This window comes from Plantibacter sp. Mn2098 (assembly GCF_049319745.1).
Taxonomy (GTDB): domain Bacteria; phylum Actinomycetota; class Actinomycetes; order Actinomycetales; family Microbacteriaceae; genus Plantibacter.
Genome location: NZ_JBMOUH010000007.1, coordinates 245,668 through 261,448, shown reverse-complemented (window position 1 = coordinate 261,448; position 15,781 = coordinate 245,668). Strand labels below are relative to the sequence as shown.

Here is a 15,781-nt window from a genome sequence, read left to right as displayed (position 1 = left end):
CCACACCGACCGAGGAACACCATGACAGCTCTTGATCATCCACCGCGCGCCACCAGACGCGCAGTCCGCAGAAATCCGGTGACCTGGGTCCGCGGCGGTGGTCTCAGCACCCTCCTCTTCCTCGTCCCGCTCCTGTTGATCTTCGGGATCTTCTCCTGGTTCCCGATCGGGCGGGCGATCGTGATGAGCGTCCAGAAGACGAATCTCGTCACCCCGCCGACGTTCGTGGGCTGGGACAACTTCGTGACGGTGGTGAACGATCCGCTGTTCTGGACGGCGATCGGGAACACCGCCTGGTTCGCCTTCCTGGCGATCATCATCGGGTATCCGATCCCGCTCGTCGTCGCCGTGCTGATGAGCGAGGTCAAACGTGCGAAGGGCTTGTACAGCGCGCTCGCCTACCTGCCGGTGGTGGTTCCTCCCGTCGTCGCGGTGCTGTTGTGGAAGTTCTTCTACGATGCTCGTGACACCGGCGTCTTCAACACCGTGCTTGGGTGGGTCGGCATCCCGCCGCAACCGTGGATCCAGAGCGCAGCGCAGGCGATGCCGTCACTCGTCGTCGAGGCGACCTGGGCGGCGGCCGGCGGCACGATCATCATCTACCTGGCCGCGCTGACGAGCGTCCCGCCCGAGTTGTACGACGCGGCCGAGGTCGACGGGGCGTCGATCTGGCAGAAGGTGTGGCACGTCACGCTGCCGCAGCTGCGCTCCATCCTGCTCGTCACGTTCATCCTGCAGATCATCGGCACCGCGCAGGTGTTCCTCGAACCGTTCCTGTTCACGGGCGGTGGTCCGGTGAACTCGACGGTCACGATCCTGCTGCTCATCTACCGGTACGCGTTCCAGAACAGCCTCGGCGGCGACTACGGGGCCGCGACGGCGTTGAGCCTCATCCTCGCGGCGTTCCTCGCGGTCCTCTCGCTCGTCTACTTCCGTCTCACCAAGTCCTGGAGCCAGTCATGACCGTTTCCAACACGCTCCTGCCTGCTCCCGGGATGCCGGGCGACGAGCCGCTCGTCTCCGTCGACGAGCAACCTCCCGTCGGCGGTCGTCGTCGTCGCCGTCGCAAGGAGTCCTCGCCAGAGGATGCGCCGGACCGCGGGATCCTGTCCTCTGCCGACCGATCGAAGCGGGGAATCCGCATCGGGACGACGCTCACGCACGGGATCCTGCTCGTCCTGCTCATCATCGCAGGGCTCGGTCCGCTGCTGTGGCTCGCGAAGTCGGCGATCACCCCGACGGCGGACACGCTCCAGCAGCCGATGGCGATCTTCCCGAACGGCGTCGACTGGGCGAACCTGTCGACGGCGTGGTCGACCGTGCACATCGACGTGCAGTTCATGAACACGATCTGGGTCGCCCTCGGCTCCTGGCTCGTGCAGATGATCGTCGCGACGACCGGCGGCTACGCGTTGTCGGTGCTGCGCCCGAAGTACGGACCGTTCCTGTTCGGCCTCATCCTCTGCACGCTCTTCGTGCCTGCCGTGGTCCTGCTCGTGCCGCTGTACCTGACGATCCTCAATCCGCCGTTGCTCGGCACCTCGCTCATCAACACGTTCTGGGCGGTGTGGCTGCCGGCCGGGGCGAGCGCGTTCAACGTCGTGATCGTGAAGCGGTTCTTCGACAACCTGCCCCGTGAGGTGTTCGAGGCGGCGCGGACCGACGGTGCGGGGCCGTTCCGCCTGTTCTGGTCGATCGTGCTCCCGATGTCGAAGCCCATCCTCGGCGTCGCGTCGGTCTTCGCGATCATCGCGGCGTGGAAGGACTACCTGTGGCCGTTGCTCGTATTGCGGGATCCGGCCATCCAACCGTTGTCCGTGCGGCTGCCGACCCTGCAGAACGCGATCGAGCTGGACGTGTACCTCGCGGCGCTCGCGATCTCGACGCTCATCCCGGTGGTGATCTTCATCATCTTCCAGAAGCTGTTCCTGAGCGGAGCGGGTCTCGGTGGAGCGGTGAAGGGCTAGCGCCGATCTCCGCTCCCCGGTCCCTGAGCTTGTCGAAGGGCCAACGCAGAGCGACAGGACCTCAGTTCTCAAGCCCTTCGAGCAACTCGGTCATCACCCGATCCGCGAGCGATAACGGCTTCGGCGCCCCGCCGTTCTGACGCTCTCTGGCTTCCAACGCCTCCGCGGCGCTGTACTCCTGGACCTCTCGATGGAGGTGTTCCATCTTGAGGTCCAGGCGTCCGGCTGCTTCGGCGGCGTTCTTGAGCTCGGCGAGCAGGGTGTCCGGCACGGCCTTGTCGTACTTGTAGTAGATCTTGTGTTCGAGGCTCGCCCAGAAGTCCATGGCGATGGTCCTGAACTGGATCTCGACGAACACGGGGGTCGGCCCGTCCGACATAAACACCGGCACCTCGACGATCACGTGGAGGCTCTGATATCCGTTCGGCTTGGGGTTCTTGATGTAGTCCTTGACCCGGACGACGGTGATGTCCTGCTGGCTGGTGAGCATGTCGAACACCTTGTAGGTGTCGGAGATGAAGCTGCAGGTGACCCGGACGCCGGCGATGTCGGTGATGTTCTGGCGGATGTCCTCGATGTCCTGACCGAACTGCTTGCGCTCGATCTTCCCGATGATGCTCTCCGGGGTCTTGAGCCGGGAGCTGATGTGCTCGATCGGGTTGTAGTCGTGGATCTGGCTGAACTCCTCTTTGAGGATGTTGATCTTCGTCGTGATCTCGTCGATGCCGAACTTGTACAGCATCATGAACCGGGTGAACTCGTCCTTGAGCCGCTTCATCTCGCCGAGGCTGTCCGAGGCGGCGACGAGGCCGCTCGGGTCTGTCAGGCCGCGCGGCTCGTTCGATCCGCTCCGCTCACTCGGTCCGTGTGATTCGCTCATGCGTGCGCCTGCTCCTTCACGTGCAATGGGCGGACGGTCGGGGTGTGCGTTCGGTGCATCGTCGGCCCGGCCGTCTCAAGCACTCTACTGAAGCGGCCTTGGAGAACTTCTCAGGCAGCTGTGAGACTCGTTTGAACGCGCAGGGGCGCGCGTCGTCAGTGAGCGGCTCGGGCGGTGAGCCGCATGCGCCGGCTGCTCCGAGCGGTGAGCACCAGGCCGATGAGCACACCGAGCACGGCACCCGTCGTGTTCGACAGGAGGTCGCGCACATCGGACACCCTGCCGGGGAGGAACAGCTGGCTGGTCTCGATGCCGATCGTGAGCGCTCCGCCGATGAGGATCGCGAGCCACCACCGTCGGCGCCCGAAGAGCAGGAGGAAGAACAGTCCGATGGGCACGAACATGGCGATGTTGGCGCCGAACTCGAGGCGGTCGAAGGTGATCCAGCTGGTCGCCTCGTATCGATCGAAGACGCCGAGGAGCCGCCAGACCCATCCGGTGCTGGAGGAGTCGACCGGCTGCGGCCCGAGCGTCACGAACGCGACCAGCGCGAGGTACGCGATGGTCAGCGTGCTGAGGACGGGGTGGCGACGAAACATCCTGATATTCTGCTCGGCCGGCCTGGGGTGATCATGTGTGTCGGCTGGGTGATTCGGGGGAGCCTGGTGAAGAGGGAGTCCGGTGAACTGGGGAGTCTGGTGCATCGGGAAGCGGAACCGACGAACCGAGGGCGATGCGCTCAGCGGGCCCGCATCCGGCTCAGTGTTCGAACCCTCGCAGTTTGTCGATGTCGCGCCGCTCCCGTTTCGTCGGTCGCCCGGCGCCGCGGTCGCGCTGGGGGACCGCGGACATCGCCTCCTTGGTCGGCGGTGGTGGCGAGCGGTCGATGAGGCACGTCGCTGCGACCTCTGCGCCGACGCGTTTCGCGATGACGGCCCGCACCTCGACGATCCGGTCGAATCCGGCGACGCGGAGCCGCACTTCGTCACCGACGCGCACCGGCTGGGCCGGTTTCGCCCGGTCGCCGTTCACCCTGACGTGTCCGGCGCGTGCCGCCGTCGCCGCTGCCGACCTGGTCTTCGTCAGCCGGACGGCCCAGATCCAGGCGTCGACCCGCACACTCGCCGTGGTTTCCATACGATCGACTCTAGATCGTCACCTGACCGCCGTAGCCAGCGATGGGGTGCGCAGATAGACTCGACGCGTGGAGGATCGATCGGGGGCCGTGGTCAGCGACCGCATCCTGACCATCCCCAACCTCTTGAGCATGTTGCGCCTGCTCCTTGTGCCGGTGTTCCTCGTGCTCCTCATTCAGGGCTACGACATCTGGGCCCTCGCGACGCTCGCGTTCTCCGGTTTTACGGACTTCCTCGACGGGTTCCTCGCCAGGAGGCTCGGACAGGTCACGAAACTGGGGCAGCAGCTCGACCCGGCGGCGGATCGGCTCTACATCCTCGCCGCGATGTTCGGCCTCGCATGGCGTGAACTCATCCCGTGGTGGCTCGTGCTCACGATCCTGGCGCGTGACCTCATGCTGCTCGGCATCGGCATCGCCCTGCACAGCAGGGGGCATCGTGTGCTGCCGGTCATCAAGGTGGGCAAGTGGGGGACCGCGTTGCTCTTCATCGGCCTTCCTGCGCTCATGCTGGGCGAGGCGTTCCCGGCCATCGCAGCGGTGATGACCCCCGTCGGCTGGGTGACCGCTCTCGTCGGCGCTGCGCTCTACTGGTGGGCCGGCATCATCTATCTGCTGCAGACGATCGCGATCCTTCGGAGAACGCGTCTCAACAGACGCGCCACATCAGATACGCTGGAACGAGAGGAGGTCGACGGTGGCTGAGTATGACGACAACAACCCGACGACGGGGGCGTACAACCGCGATGCTGCGGGCGAGAACCCCTCGACATCCAATGGTGCGCCCGCCGGCCCGGACAGCGAGGTCGACACCACGCTGACCTTCGGCGAGGACCTCGGTGCAGCCCTCGCGGCCATCGACTCCGATGTCACGGCCGAGGAGAAGGAAGCCATCGCGGCGCTTCCGTCCGGCTCTGCGCTGCTCATCGTGCGCCGCGGCCCGAATGCGGGTGCACGCTTCCTGCTCGACGCCGATGTCACAACGGTCGGCCGTCACCCCAACGCCGACATCTTCCTCGACGACGTCACGGTCTCCAGGCGCCACGCGGAGTTCCACCGCCACGGCACCGCGTTCGAGATCCGCGACCTCAACTCGTTGAACGGCACGTACTTCGACGGCATCCGCATCGACAACGCACTCCTCAGCGACAGCGCAGAGGTGCAGGTCGGCAAGTTCCGCCTCACGTTCTACTCCTCACGGATCGACCTCGCCAGCCAGCTGGGCAACTAGTGGCAGCGCTGCATCCGCACGGGAAGCCGGAAGGCGGACCGCTGCTGAGCATCGGTCAGGTGTTGGCGCGGCTCACCCCTGAGTTCCCGGAGCTGAGCAACTCCAAGCTCCGCTTCCTCGAGGAGCAGGGTCTGGTCTCGCCGGCGCGCACCAAGTCGGGTTACCGGAAGTTCAACTCGGCAGACCTCGAGCGCCTGCATCTCATCCTGTCGATGCAGCGCGACCACTACCTGCCGCTCAAGGTCATCCGCACGTACCTCGACGAGGTCGATGCCGGTCGCTCTCCCGTGTTCCCCGGCGCGACGGCGGGCGAGAACGCCCCGACGATCCTGCCTGTGGCGCGGAAGCTGCAACGCAACGAGCTCATCCGTGAGGCAGGGGCGACGCCGGCGCTCTTCAGCGACGCCGTCAGCGCCTCGCTCATCGTGCCGGCCGAGACGTACTCCGAAGAGGTGCTGTCGCTCCTGCGGATCCTCGTCGATCTGCAGCGCTCCGGCATCGAACCGCGCCATCTTCGCGGCTTCCGGGCGTCCGTGGAGCGCGAGGTCGGACTCATCGAGAGCGCGTTGAGTCCCATCCTGCGTCGCAAGGATGCCTCCGGACGCGCGAAGGCCGCGGATCGAGCCGTGGAGATCGCGCATCAGTTGGAGCGTGTGCGGAGCAGCCTCGTCCGGTCGGCACTCGATCGCCCGACCCGCCAGTCCTGACCACGAGCGTCGTGGCATCGTGGCGTCGCTGCGTTGCGGCGTCGTGTCCGTCCCTCTGGATGTGGCCGATTCGCGTCTGGTGAAACTCGTTCGGGTGCCCATCTGTCCGCACGGGCGTAGAGTGGGCTGTGGCCCGGTCCGTGTCGTCTCGAGAGTGTCTCGACCAGATCACGGTTCCGGTACATGTGGACGACACGCCGACGCCTTGGAGCGGATGTCGTTGCCTCGGACCAGACCCGTCGGTACCGTGGGGAGAGCGGCGCACCCGTCGCGTGAATCGAGGAGATGGCAGACATGAGTGAACTCAGTCGCGATAATCCGTCACGCTATGGTGACCTCGGACTGCTGTTCACGGATGGGCTACCCTCGATCGAAGAAGGCCACGGTTACCGTGGTGCCGTTGCAGCACGTGCGGCCGGCATCAGCTACCGTCAGCTCGACTACTGGGCGCGCACGGGACTCGTTGAACCGACCGTCCGCGGCGCAGCCGGTTCCGGCTCGCAGCGTCTCTACGGATTCCGCGACATCCTGGTGTTGAAGCTCGTGAAGCGCTTGCTCGACACCGGTATCTCCCTGCAGCAGATCCGCACCGCCGTCGACCAGCTCCGTGAGGCCGGTGTTGTGGATCTCGCGCAGACCACGCTCATGAGCGATGGCGCGAGCGTCTACCTGTGCACGTCCAACGATGAGGTCATCGACCTCGTCAGCCGCGGCCAGGGCGTCTTCGGCATCGCTGTCGGCAAGGTGCTCCGCGAGGTCGAGTCGACGCTCGTCGCGTTCGATGCGCAGGCCGAGGACCCGCTGGACGAGCTGTCCGCGCGTCGTTCCGCACGAAGCGCGTAGCGCCACGCCGCACGCCCGGTCCCTGAGCCTGTCGAAGGGCCCGCAGCATCGCCCCACCCGGTCCCTGAGCTTGTCGAAGGGCCCGCTGAGCCATGCTTCGACGAACTCAGCCACCGTGTCCCCGGTCCCTGAGCCTGTCGAAGGGCAGCCGCCTACTCTTCGGTGGCCGGCGTGCTCTCGATCGCGGCGACGGCCGCAGCGGCGGCCGCGTCATCGACTTCAGCGGCCTTGCCGTCCGCGTACTCGCCGACGCGACCCGTGCGAAGCACCCGGTCGAGGAGGACGTCGAAGTTCTTCGCCATCTCCTGAGCGGTGTCGCCTGGCCAGACGTGCAGCGGCTTGGCCGCGCCCTGCGCCTGCTGGAGCGATGTGCGCTCGAGCAGCTGCGGGTTGAGGATGAGGGGGCCGAACATGTCGCGGAGTTCCTTGATGCGGAACTGGTGCTCCATCGACTGCGGGCGGACGCGGTTCACGATGATGCCGAGCGGCTGGAGACGCGGGCTCAGGCCACGACGGATCTCCTCCACGGCACGGAGCGCGCGGTCGGCTGCCGACACGGAGAAGAGGCCAGGCTCGGTGACCACGGCGACGCGGTCGCTCGCGGCCCACGCGGTGCGGGTGAGTGCGTTGAGCGACGGTGCGCTGTCGATCAGGACGAGGTCGTAGTCCTCTTCGACGTGGGCGAGCGCCTCTTCGAGCCGCCAGATGTCGCGGATGCTGGGGTGCGGGCCGTCGAAGTTGATGGCCGACGGGCTGCCGATCATCACGTCGATCGTTCCGGGGTGGATCTTCGTCCAACCGCTCGGCACGATCGCCTGTTCGACGATCTTCTTCTTGGGCGAGGTGAGGACGTCGGTCACGGTGAGGTGCCCTGCCACGTCCACCGCCATGCCCGTGGAGACGTCGGACTGGGGGTCCAGGTCCACCACGAGGGTGCGGATGTCTTTCGAGAACGCAGCGGAAGCCAACCCGAGTGTGACGGTGGTCTTACCTACGCCCCCTTTCAGGGAGCTGACGCTGAGTACATGCACAAGGCACTACGTTACCTTGACTAGGCTAGAGAATCTCAACGTTTGCTGAGTTGGCTGTTGTGGGAAGGGTTCCATGTTCAGGAAGATTCTTGTCGCCAATCGTGGTGAGATCGCCATTCGGGCGTTCCGTGCCGCGTATGAGCTGGGGGCGAAGACGGTTGCGGTGTTCCCATATGAGGACCGCAATTCGATGCATCGCTTGAAGGCTGATGAGGCCTACCAGATCGGCACAGAGGGACACCCCGTCCGTGCATATCTGGACGTCGCGGAGATCATCCGCGTCGCGGTCGAGTCCGGCGCTGATGCGATCTACCCCGGGTACGGCTTCTTGTCCGAGAACCCGGAACTCGCCGAGGCGGCCCGTGCCGCAGGCATCACGTTCATCGGTCCGGGCTCGAAGGTCCTGGAGATGGCAGGCAACAAGGTCACGGCCAAGGAGCACGCCATCGCGGCCGGTGTTCCGGTGCTGAAGTCGACGCCCGCCAGCCGCGACATCGAGGAGCTCCTCGCAGGCGCTGCGGAGATCGGCTTCCCGATCTTCGCCAAGGCCGTCGCAGGCGGCGGTGGACGCGGTATGCGCCGTGTCGAGACCGCTGAGGAGCTGCGCGGTGCGCTCGAGGCCGCCATGCGCGAGGCGGACAGCGCCTTCGGCGACCCGACCATGTTCCTCGAGCAGGCCGTTGTGCGTCCGCGTCATATCGAGGTCCAGATCCTCGCGAGTGCCAACGGCGAGACCGTGCACCTGTTCGAACGCGACTGCTCCGTGCAGCGTCGTCACCAGAAGGTCGTCGAGATCGCTCCGGCGCCGAACCTGGACGAGAACATCCGTCAGGCCATGTACCGCGACGCGATCGCCTTCGCGAAGTCGATCGGCTACGTCAACGCCGGAACGGTCGAGTTCCTGCTCGACACCGCCGGCGAGCGCAAGGGCCAGCACGTCTTCATCGAGATGAACCCGCGCATCCAGGTCGAGCACACCGTGACGGAAGAGGTCACCGACGTCGACCTCGTCCAGTCGCAGATGCGCATCGCCGCCGGTGAGTCGCTGACCGATCTCGGCCTCACGCAGGACCAGCTGCACCTGCGCGGTTTCGCCCTGCAGTGCCGCATCACCACGGAGGACCCCACCGCAGGGTTCCGCCCGGACACCGGCAAGATCACCACGTACCGCTCGCCGGGCGGCGGCGGCATCCGTCTCGACGGCGGCACGGTCAGCGCCGGTGCGCAGATCAGCCCGCACTTCGACTCGATGCTCGCGAAGCTCACCTGCCGCGGCCGCACCTTCGAGGCCGCGGTGACGCGTGCGAAGCGCGCACTGGCCGAGTTCCGGATCCGTGGCGTGTCCACGAACATCCCGTTCCTGCAGGCCGTTCTCGAGGACGACTCCTTCGTCGCAGGCGACCTCAGCACCTCCTTCATCGACGAGCGCCCGCAGCTGCTGCGCGGCCACGTCTCGAAGGACCGTGGAACGAAGATCATGAACTGGTTGGCCGATGTCACGGTCAACCAGCCGAACGGCGCACGGCCGGCCGGTGCGAACCCCGAGGCGAAGCTGCCGTCGATCGACCTCTCGACGCCCGCGCCGTCCGGTTCACGCCAGCGCCTCCTCGAACTCGGCCCGAAGGGCTTCGCGGACGCACTGCGCGCCCAGAAGTCCCTCGCGGTCACGGAGACCACTTTCCGCGACGCCCACCAGTCGCTCCTGGCGACCCGGGTGCGCAGCAAGGACCTCCTCGCGGTCGCACCGTACGTCGCGCGCATGACGCCTGAGCTGCTCTCGGTCGAGGCGTGGGGCGGTGCGACGTACGACGTCGCGCTGCGCTTCCTCAACGAGGACCCGTGGGAGCGTCTCGCGTCGCTGCGTGAGGCGATCCCGAACATCAACATCCAGATGCTCCTCCGCGGACGCAACACGGTCGGCTACACGCCGTACCCCACCGAGGTCACGAACGCGTTCGTGAGCGAGGCCGCCGCCACCGGCATCGACATCTTCCGCATCTTCGACGCGCTCAACGACGTGTCGCAGATGCGCCCGGCGATTGACGCCGTCCTCGAGACGGGGACGACGATCGCCGAGGTGGCCGTCTGCTACACGGGCGATCTGCTGAACCCGGCCGAGGAGCTGTACACGCTCGACTACTACCTCCGTCTCGCGGAGCGCATCGTCGACGCGGGCGCACACGTCCTCGCCATCAAGGACATGGCGGGTCTGCTGCGTCCGAGCGCCGCTGCGAAGCTCGTGGAGGCGTTCCGTGCGCGGTTCGACCTCCCGGTCCACCTGCACACGCACGACACGCCTGGCGGCCAGCTGGCGACGCTCCTGGCGGCCAGCAACGCCGGCGCCGACGCGGTCGACGTCGCAAGCGCGCCGATGGCAGGCACCACGAGCCAGCCGTCCGCATCCTCGCTCGTCGCCGCGCTCGCGCACACCGACCGCGACACGGGCATCTCGCTCGAAGCGATCTCGGACCTCGAGCCGTACTGGGAGGCCGTGCGCCACCTGTACGCACCGTTCGAGTCCGGACTGTCCGGTCCGACCGGTCGTGTGTACACGCACGAGATCCCCGGCGGCCAGCTGTCGAACCTGCGTCAGCAGGCCATCGCGCTCGGTCTCGCCGACGACTTCGAGCTCATCGAGGACCTGTACGCGGCAGCGGACCGCATCCTCGGTCGTCTGCCGAAGGTCACCCCGTCCAGCAAGGTCGTCGGCGACCTGGCCCTGCACCTCGCAGCGGTCAAAGCCGACCCGGCCGACTTCGAGGCGAACCCCGGGAAGTACGACATCCCGGACTCCGTCGTCGGTTTTATGGCTGGCGAGCTCGGAGAACTCCCGGGCGGATGGCCGGAGCCGTTCCGCTCCAAGGTGCTGGCAGGCCGCACTGTCGACATCAGCGTCACGCCCATCAGCGCGGAGGACCAGGCGGCACTGGACGGCGAATCGACGACGCGTCGTGCAACCCTCAACCGTCTGCTCTTCCCCGAGCCGACCAAGCAGTTCGAGCAGGGTCGCGAGACGTACGGAGACCTCTCCGTCGTCGACACCGCCGACTACCTGTACGGCCTGGAGACCGGTGTCGAGCACGTGGTGGAGATCGAGAAGGGCGTTCGCCTGTTCGTCGGCCTCGAAGCCATCGGCGCAGCAGACGACAAGGGCATCCGCACGGTCATGGCGACCCTCAACGGGCAGTTGCGTCCGGTGTTCGTCCGCGACCGAGGTGTCAAGGTCGACTCGAAGGCGGCCGAGAAGGCCGACTCGAACGCGCCGGGCCAGATCGCCGCGCCGTTCTCCGGTGTCGTCACGGTCAAGGTCGCTGCGGGCGACCGTGTCGAGGCCGGCCAGCCGGTCGCGACGATCGAGGCCATGAAGATGGAGGCCGCGATCACCTCGCCGGTCGCCGGTGTCGTCGAGCGCCTCGCCATCCCGACCACCCAGCAGGTGGAGGCCGGCGACCTGCTCGTCGTCGTCACCGCGGGCTGACCGGCTCGCACCTCCGGACGCCCGGGTCTGATCCTCGTGATCGGACCCGGGCGTCCGTGCGGGGGCCGACGAGCCGCCGCGCAACACATACGATGTACCCCGAACTCGACCCTGGAAGGAACCACCGTGGCGACTCGTGCCATCAGACTGTTCGGCGATCCCGTGCTGAAAGCGGCCTCACTCGACGTGGCGACGATCGATGACGGCGTCAGGGGCCTCGTGCAGGATCTCGTCGACAGCGTCAAGCTCCCCGGTCGGGCGGGTGTCGCCGCGTCCCAGATCGGGGTGAACCTGCGCGTCTTCAGCTACAACGTCGACGGGGACGTCGGCTACCTGATCAACCCGGTGATCGTCGAGACCCGTGGCGAGCTCGAGGAGATCGGTGAGGGCTGCCTCTCGGTCCCCGGCCTCTGGTTCCCGACGCCCCGCCACCCGTACGCGCGGGCGACCGGCCTCGATCTCGACGGCAAGGAGGTCGTGCTGGAGGGCACAGGGCTCCTCGCCCAGGCGCTGCAGCACGAGACGGACCACCTCGCAGGAACGCTCTACATCGACCGCCTGTCGAGGGAGAACCGCAAGGAGGCGATGAGGCAGATCCGCGAGAGCGACTGGTTCTGACCCGGCGGCATCATCGCTGCACACTGAATCGCCACACACTGAACGGCCCGTCGAGCAGATCTGCTCGACGGGCCGTTCGTTGCTTCCAGGAGGCGTCTCGCTTTCGAGATGCGACGGACCCTGACTAGTGGGACAGGGAGATCCCCTGCGTCGCCGGTGCGCCGAGGTACATGCTCTCGATCGTGTCGGCGAAGTCCTTCGTGATGACGTTGCGCTTGATGCTCAGCTTGGGCGTGAGGTGACCGCTCGCCTCCGTGAGCTCCTCCGGCAGGATGACGAACTTCCGGATCGACTCGGCGCGCGAGACCCGGGTGTTGGCGTCGTCGATGGCCTGCTGAATGGCTGCGAGCACAGCCGGGTTCTCGGCGGCCTGGGCCATCGTGAGCGTGCCGTCCTGACCGTTGTTCGCGAGCCACGTCGGCAGCATGTCCGGGTCGAGCGTGATGAGAGCGCTGATGAACGGCTTCTGATCGCCGACCACAACGACCTGTCCGACGACCGGATTGGCCCTGATGGGGTCCTCGAGCGCGGCCGGGGCGACATTCTTGCCTCCGGCGGTGACGATGATCTCCTTCTTCCGTCCGGTGATCGTCAGGAAGCCGTCGCTGTCGAAGCTGCCGAGGTCTCCCGTGCGGAACCAGCCGTCGTCGAACGCCTCAGCGGTCGCGATCGGGTTCTGCCAGTACTCCTTGAAGATGTTGACGCCCTTGATCTCGACCTCGTTGTCCTCCGCGATGCGGATGGACACACCGGGGAGCGCCGGACCCACCGTGCCGATCTTGGACTTCTGCGCGAGGTTCACCGTGGCGGGCGCCGTGGTCTCCGTGAGGCCGTAGCCCTCCAGGATCACGATGCCGAGCGCGTGGAAGAAGTGCCCGAGGCGGGGGCCGAGCGGTGCGGATCCGGACACCGCGTACTGGACGCGTCCACCCATCGCCGTCTTGATCTTGCTGAAGACGAGCTTGTCGAAGATCGCGAACCGCAGCTTGAGACCCAGGGGGACCTTGCCGGCTTCGAGCGCCTTCGAGTACTCGATCGCGGTGTCCGCAGCGCGACGGAAGATCTTGCCCTTGCCGCCGGCTTCCGCCTTCTGCTCCGAGGAGTTGTAGACCTTCTCGAACACGCGGGGGACCGCGAGCAGGAAGGTGGGCTTGAACGTGCCGAGCGAGGGGAGGAGCTGCTTGGTGTCCGGCTGGTGACCGGTCTTCACCCCGGTGTGCACACAGAGCACGGCGATGAAGCGGGCGAAGATGTGCGCGGTCGTGATGAAGAGCAGCGTCGACGCGCCTGGGACGGCGACGACCTCCTTGAGTGCGACGCCGGCGTTCCGGGACAGCTCGACGAAGTTCGAGTGCGTGAGCACACACCCCTTCGGGCGTCCGGTGGACCCGGAGGTGTAGATGAGGGTCGCGATGTCGGATCCGACCGCAAGGTTGCGCCGGCGCTCGATCTCCTCGTCCGGGACGTCGACGCCCTGTGCGGAGAGCTTGTCGAGATCACCGAGGTCGATCTGCCAGACCGGTCCGACGAGCGGGAGATCCCCGTGGACCTCGTCGAAGCGGGAGAAGTGGTCAGCCGTCTCGACGATGACCGAGGTGGCGCCTGAATCGCCGAGGATCCACTGCACCTGGCTCGGGGAGCTCGTCTCGTAGATCGGGACGAGGATCGCGCCGGCGAACCAGACGGCGAAGTCGATGAGCGTCCACTCGTACCTCGTCTTGCACATGAGGCCGATCTTGTCGCCGGGCTGAATGCCCGCCGCGACGAGGCCCTTCGACAGGGCGATGACCTGGCGGTGGAACTCAGCGGTGCTGACGTCCTGCCAATCCGGGCCCTTCGGGACGGCGAACAACGGTGCATCCGGCGTGGCGGCGAGCCGCTTCACGAGGAGGTCGGTCGTGTTGGCGTTTGGGTCTGCTGCAACGACAGCTGGTACGTCGAACTGTTCCACGGCAACTCCTTTGGTACCTAGTGGGTCTCAGATAAGTGTAGATTACTCAGCTTTTCCATGGGGCCATCCGTGGGAATCGTCAAGAGAGGGACACGGCTCCGGCGGTTTGCTTGTGGGCTCGGTCGCATCGAGCGGGTGTCCCGGTCCACCCGCGAGTTTCTGCCCCGACCCGAGCCTCACTACACTCGACTGCGGTGGGTCAGGCAGGTCCACAGGGTCCACAGCAGCGAACGGGAGACGAACGGCATGACGCACGCGATCGGCATCGACATCGGAGGCACGAAGATCGCAGGCGGGGTCGTCGACCACACCGGCGTGATCGTGCGCGCCGACCGACAGCCGACGCCGGCCTCCGACCCGGACGCGATCATCGAAGCCGTTGTGCAGATGGTGAACGGCCTCGACGACGGAACGATCGAATCCGTCGGCGTCGTGGCCCCTGGCTTCTTCGACGCCGAGCGGTCCACCGTCTACTACTCGCCCAACATCAATTGGCGGAACGAGCCCCTGAAGGCCCGCCTCGCAGAGCGTCTCCCCGGCAAGCGCGTCGTCATCGAGAACGACGCCAATGCGGCCGGTTGGGCCGAGTTCCGGTTCGGAGCCGGGCGTGAGCACCACAGCATGGTCATGGTCACGATCGGGACCGGCGTCGGCGGCGCCATCGTCCTCGAGGACCGTCTGCTCCGCGGCGGCTTCGGGACCGGTGCAGAACTCGGCCACATGCGACTCGTGCCGGACGGCCTGCCGTGCGGCTGCGGGATGCGCGGCTGCGTCGAACAGTACTGCGCGGGCACCGCGCTCCTGCGCTACGCCAACGAGCTCGCCGACACCGGCGGCATCGGCGCCCCGCTCGCCAACGCCCGAGCGGCTGCAGGCGGCGTCCTGAACGGACACCACGTCTCAGCTCTGCTCGAATCGGGAGACCCCGGCGCGGTCTCCTGCCTGAACCTCCTCGCGGAGCGTCTCGGCGAGGCCCTCGCGAGCTACTCGGTCATCATCGACCCCAACGTCTTCGTCATCGGCGGCGGTGTGGCTCAGGCGGGTTCGCTCCTGCTCGACCCCGTGCGCGACTCCTACCTCCGCCACCTCCCGGCGCGCGGATACCACCCGGAGCCAGACTTCAGCATCGCGCGTCTCGTGAACGACGCCGGTGTCATCGGTGCTGCGGACCTCGCACGAGGGAACGAGTGAGCATCGTCGGCGAGACGAATGCTGTGAACAGGGGAGTCTGACGATGTTCTACTGGTTCATGAAATACCTGGTGGCCGGGCCGATCGTGAAGGCCGTGTTCCGGCCGTGGGTCGTCGGCGCGGAGAACCTGCCGCAGACGGGCGGCGCGATCATCGCGAGCAACCACCTGTCCTTCATCGACTCGATCGTGCTGCCCCTGTGCATGGACAGGCAGATATCCTTCCTCGCGAAGAGCGAGTACTTCAAGGGCAAGGGGCTCAAGGGCTGGGCGACGCGCGTCTTTATGACGGCGACGGGTCAGCTGCCCATCGACCGCTCCGGCGGCAAAGCCTCCGAAGCGTCCCTCAACACCGGGCTCACCGTCCTCGGCGCAGAACAGTTCCTCGGCATCTACCCTGAAGGCACGCGCAGCCCGGATGGCAAGCTGTACCGCGGACGCACCGGTGTCGCCCGGATGGTGCTCGAAGCCGGTGTGCCGATCATCCCCGTCGCGATGATCGACACCGAGAAGGTCATGCCCATCGGGACGAAGCTCCCGAAGATCCGTCGCATCGGCATCGTCTTCGGCGAACCGCTCGATTTCAGCCGGTTCGAGGGTATGGAGGGCGACCGGTTCATCCTGCGCAGCATCACGGACGAGCTGATGGTCGAACTGCACAAGCTCTCGCGTCAGGAGTACGTCGACGTGTACGCCACGAGCGTGAAGGAGCGAGCCGTCACGCCGTGGCGCTAAGCTGAAAAACCGGGGC

15 protein-coding genes are annotated in these 15,781 nt (G+C 66.5%); 10 read left to right on the top strand and 5 right to left on the bottom strand.

The features are described 5' to 3' along the window. Positions 1-21: 21 nt before the first annotated feature. Both ACL9RL_RS12805 and ACL9RL_RS12800 read left to right on the top strand, forming a co-directional pair. Positions 22-963: a carbohydrate ABC transporter permease gene (locus ACL9RL_RS12805; RefSeq protein ID WP_422780639.1), complete on the top strand. Its 942-nt coding sequence runs from the start codon at positions 22-24 to the stop codon at positions 961-963. Next, the gene (locus ACL9RL_RS12800) at positions 960-1,967 is read left to right on the top strand and encodes a carbohydrate ABC transporter permease (protein ID WP_422780638.1); all 1,008 of its coding nucleotides are present in this window, start codon (positions 960-962) and stop codon (positions 1,965-1,967) included. Before ACL9RL_RS12805 ends, ACL9RL_RS12800 begins: the two co-directional genes overlap by 4 nt. A gap of 61 nt (positions 1,968-2,028) precedes the next feature. On the opposite strand, the gene ACL9RL_RS12795 is transcribed toward ACL9RL_RS12800, so the two are convergent. The 3 genes from ACL9RL_RS12795 to ACL9RL_RS12785 form a co-directional block, all read right to left on the bottom strand. Beyond that, positions 2,029-2,847: a GTP pyrophosphokinase gene (locus tag ACL9RL_RS12795; protein ID WP_422780637.1), complete on the bottom strand. Its 819-nt coding sequence runs from the start codon at positions 2,845-2,847 to the stop codon at positions 2,029-2,031. 155 nt (positions 2,848-3,002) lie between these two features. Next, entirely contained in the window at positions 3,003-3,446 is a 444-nt protein-coding gene (locus ACL9RL_RS12790) for a VanZ family protein (RefSeq protein WP_422780636.1), read from the bottom strand. Positions 3,447-3,606: 160 nt separating this feature from the next. Next, positions 3,607-3,984: an RNA-binding S4 domain-containing protein gene (locus ACL9RL_RS12785; protein ID WP_422780635.1), complete on the bottom strand. Its 378-nt coding sequence runs from the start codon at positions 3,982-3,984 to the stop codon at positions 3,607-3,609. A 67-nt stretch (positions 3,985-4,051) separates the two neighbouring features. Between ACL9RL_RS12785 and ACL9RL_RS12780 the strand changes: the two genes are divergently transcribed. The 4 genes from ACL9RL_RS12780 to ACL9RL_RS12765 all read left to right on the top strand — a co-directional run bounded on the left by ACL9RL_RS12780 (position 4,052) and on the right by ACL9RL_RS12765 (position 6,763). Next, the gene (locus ACL9RL_RS12780) at positions 4,052-4,687 is read left to right on the top strand and encodes a CDP-alcohol phosphatidyltransferase family protein (RefSeq protein ID WP_422780634.1); all 636 of its coding nucleotides are present in this window, start codon (positions 4,052-4,054) and stop codon (positions 4,685-4,687) included. Continuing rightward, entirely contained in the window at positions 4,680-5,213 is a 534-nt protein-coding gene (locus ACL9RL_RS12775) for an FHA domain-containing protein (RefSeq protein ID WP_422780633.1), read from the top strand. The genes ACL9RL_RS12780 and ACL9RL_RS12775 overlap by 8 nt, the downstream gene beginning before the upstream one ends. Continuing rightward, positions 5,213-5,920, top strand: a complete 708-nt coding sequence (locus ACL9RL_RS12770) for a MerR family transcriptional regulator (RefSeq protein WP_422780632.1) — start codon at positions 5,213-5,215, stop codon at positions 5,918-5,920. The genes ACL9RL_RS12775 and ACL9RL_RS12770 overlap by 1 nt, the downstream gene beginning before the upstream one ends. 294 nt (positions 5,921-6,214) lie before the next feature. Beyond that, positions 6,215-6,763, top strand: a complete 549-nt coding sequence (locus tag ACL9RL_RS12765) for a MerR family transcriptional regulator (protein ID WP_422780631.1) — start codon at positions 6,215-6,217, stop codon at positions 6,761-6,763. A 152-nt stretch (positions 6,764-6,915) separates the two neighbouring features. Here ACL9RL_RS12765 and ACL9RL_RS12760 read toward each other — a convergent pair whose 3' ends face one another. Further along, a complete protein-coding gene (locus ACL9RL_RS12760; protein WP_422780630.1) occupies positions 6,916-7,794 on the bottom strand; it encodes a ParA family protein in 879 nt (292 codons plus the stop codon). Between the two features lie 73 nt (positions 7,795-7,867). Between ACL9RL_RS12760 and ACL9RL_RS12755 the strand changes: the two genes are divergently transcribed. After that, on the top strand, positions 7,868-11,272 hold the full coding sequence (locus ACL9RL_RS12755) for a pyruvate carboxylase (protein WP_422780629.1): 3,405 nt from the start codon (positions 7,868-7,870) through the stop codon (positions 11,270-11,272). 126 nt (positions 11,273-11,398) lie between these two features. Next, positions 11,399-11,890: a peptide deformylase gene (gene def / locus ACL9RL_RS12750; protein WP_422780628.1), complete on the top strand. Its 492-nt coding sequence runs from the start codon at positions 11,399-11,401 to the stop codon at positions 11,888-11,890. Positions 11,891-12,014: 124 nt separating this feature from the next. Here the strand turns inward: def and ACL9RL_RS12745 are convergent, their stop codons facing one another. Further along, positions 12,015-13,841 (bottom strand): AMP-dependent synthetase/ligase, encoded by a 1,827-nt coding sequence (locus ACL9RL_RS12745; RefSeq protein WP_422780627.1) that lies wholly within the window; start codon positions 13,839-13,841, stop codon positions 12,015-12,017. Between the two features lie 246 nt (positions 13,842-14,087). Here ACL9RL_RS12745 and ACL9RL_RS12740 point away from each other — a divergent pair, with 246 nt between their 5' ends. Both ACL9RL_RS12740 and ACL9RL_RS12735 read left to right on the top strand, forming a co-directional pair. After that, the gene (locus ACL9RL_RS12740) at positions 14,088-15,032 is read left to right on the top strand and encodes an ROK family glucokinase (protein ID WP_422780626.1); all 945 of its coding nucleotides are present in this window, start codon (positions 14,088-14,090) and stop codon (positions 15,030-15,032) included. 43 nt (positions 15,033-15,075) lie between these two features. Beyond that, the gene (locus tag ACL9RL_RS12735; RefSeq protein WP_422780625.1) at positions 15,076-15,765 is read left to right on the top strand and encodes a lysophospholipid acyltransferase family protein; all 690 of its coding nucleotides are present in this window, start codon (positions 15,076-15,078) and stop codon (positions 15,763-15,765) included. Positions 15,766-15,781: the final 16 nt, after the last annotated feature.

Excerpts from the sequence above, each read along its gene's own strand:
- ACL9RL_RS12805 (WP_422780639.1), top strand. The coding sequence starts at position 22 with ATGACAGCTCTTGATCATCCACCGCGCGCCACCAGACGCGCAGTCCGC.
- ACL9RL_RS12800 (WP_422780638.1), top strand. The coding sequence starts at position 960 with ATGACCGTTTCCAACACGCTCCTGCCTGCTCCCGGGATGCCGGGCGAC.
- ACL9RL_RS12795 (WP_422780637.1), bottom strand. The coding sequence starts at position 2,847 with ATGAGCGAATCACACGGACCGAGTGAGCGGAGCGGATCGAACGAGCCG.
- ACL9RL_RS12790 (WP_422780636.1), bottom strand. The coding sequence starts at position 3,446 with ATGTTTCGTCGCCACCCCGTCCTCAGCACGCTGACCATCGCGTACCTC.
- ACL9RL_RS12785 (WP_422780635.1), bottom strand. The coding sequence starts at position 3,984 with ATGGAAACCACGGCGAGTGTGCGGGTCGACGCCTGGATCTGGGCCGTC.
- ACL9RL_RS12765 (WP_422780631.1), top strand. The coding sequence starts at position 6,215 with ATGAGTGAACTCAGTCGCGATAATCCGTCACGCTATGGTGACCTCGGA.
- ACL9RL_RS12755 (WP_422780629.1), top strand. The coding sequence starts at position 7,868 with ATGTTCAGGAAGATTCTTGTCGCCAATCGTGGTGAGATCGCCATTCGG.
- ACL9RL_RS12740 (WP_422780626.1), top strand. The coding sequence starts at position 14,088 with ATGACGCACGCGATCGGCATCGACATCGGAGGCACGAAGATCGCAGGC.
- ACL9RL_RS12735 (WP_422780625.1), top strand. The coding sequence starts at position 15,076 with ATGTTCTACTGGTTCATGAAATACCTGGTGGCCGGGCCGATCGTGAAG.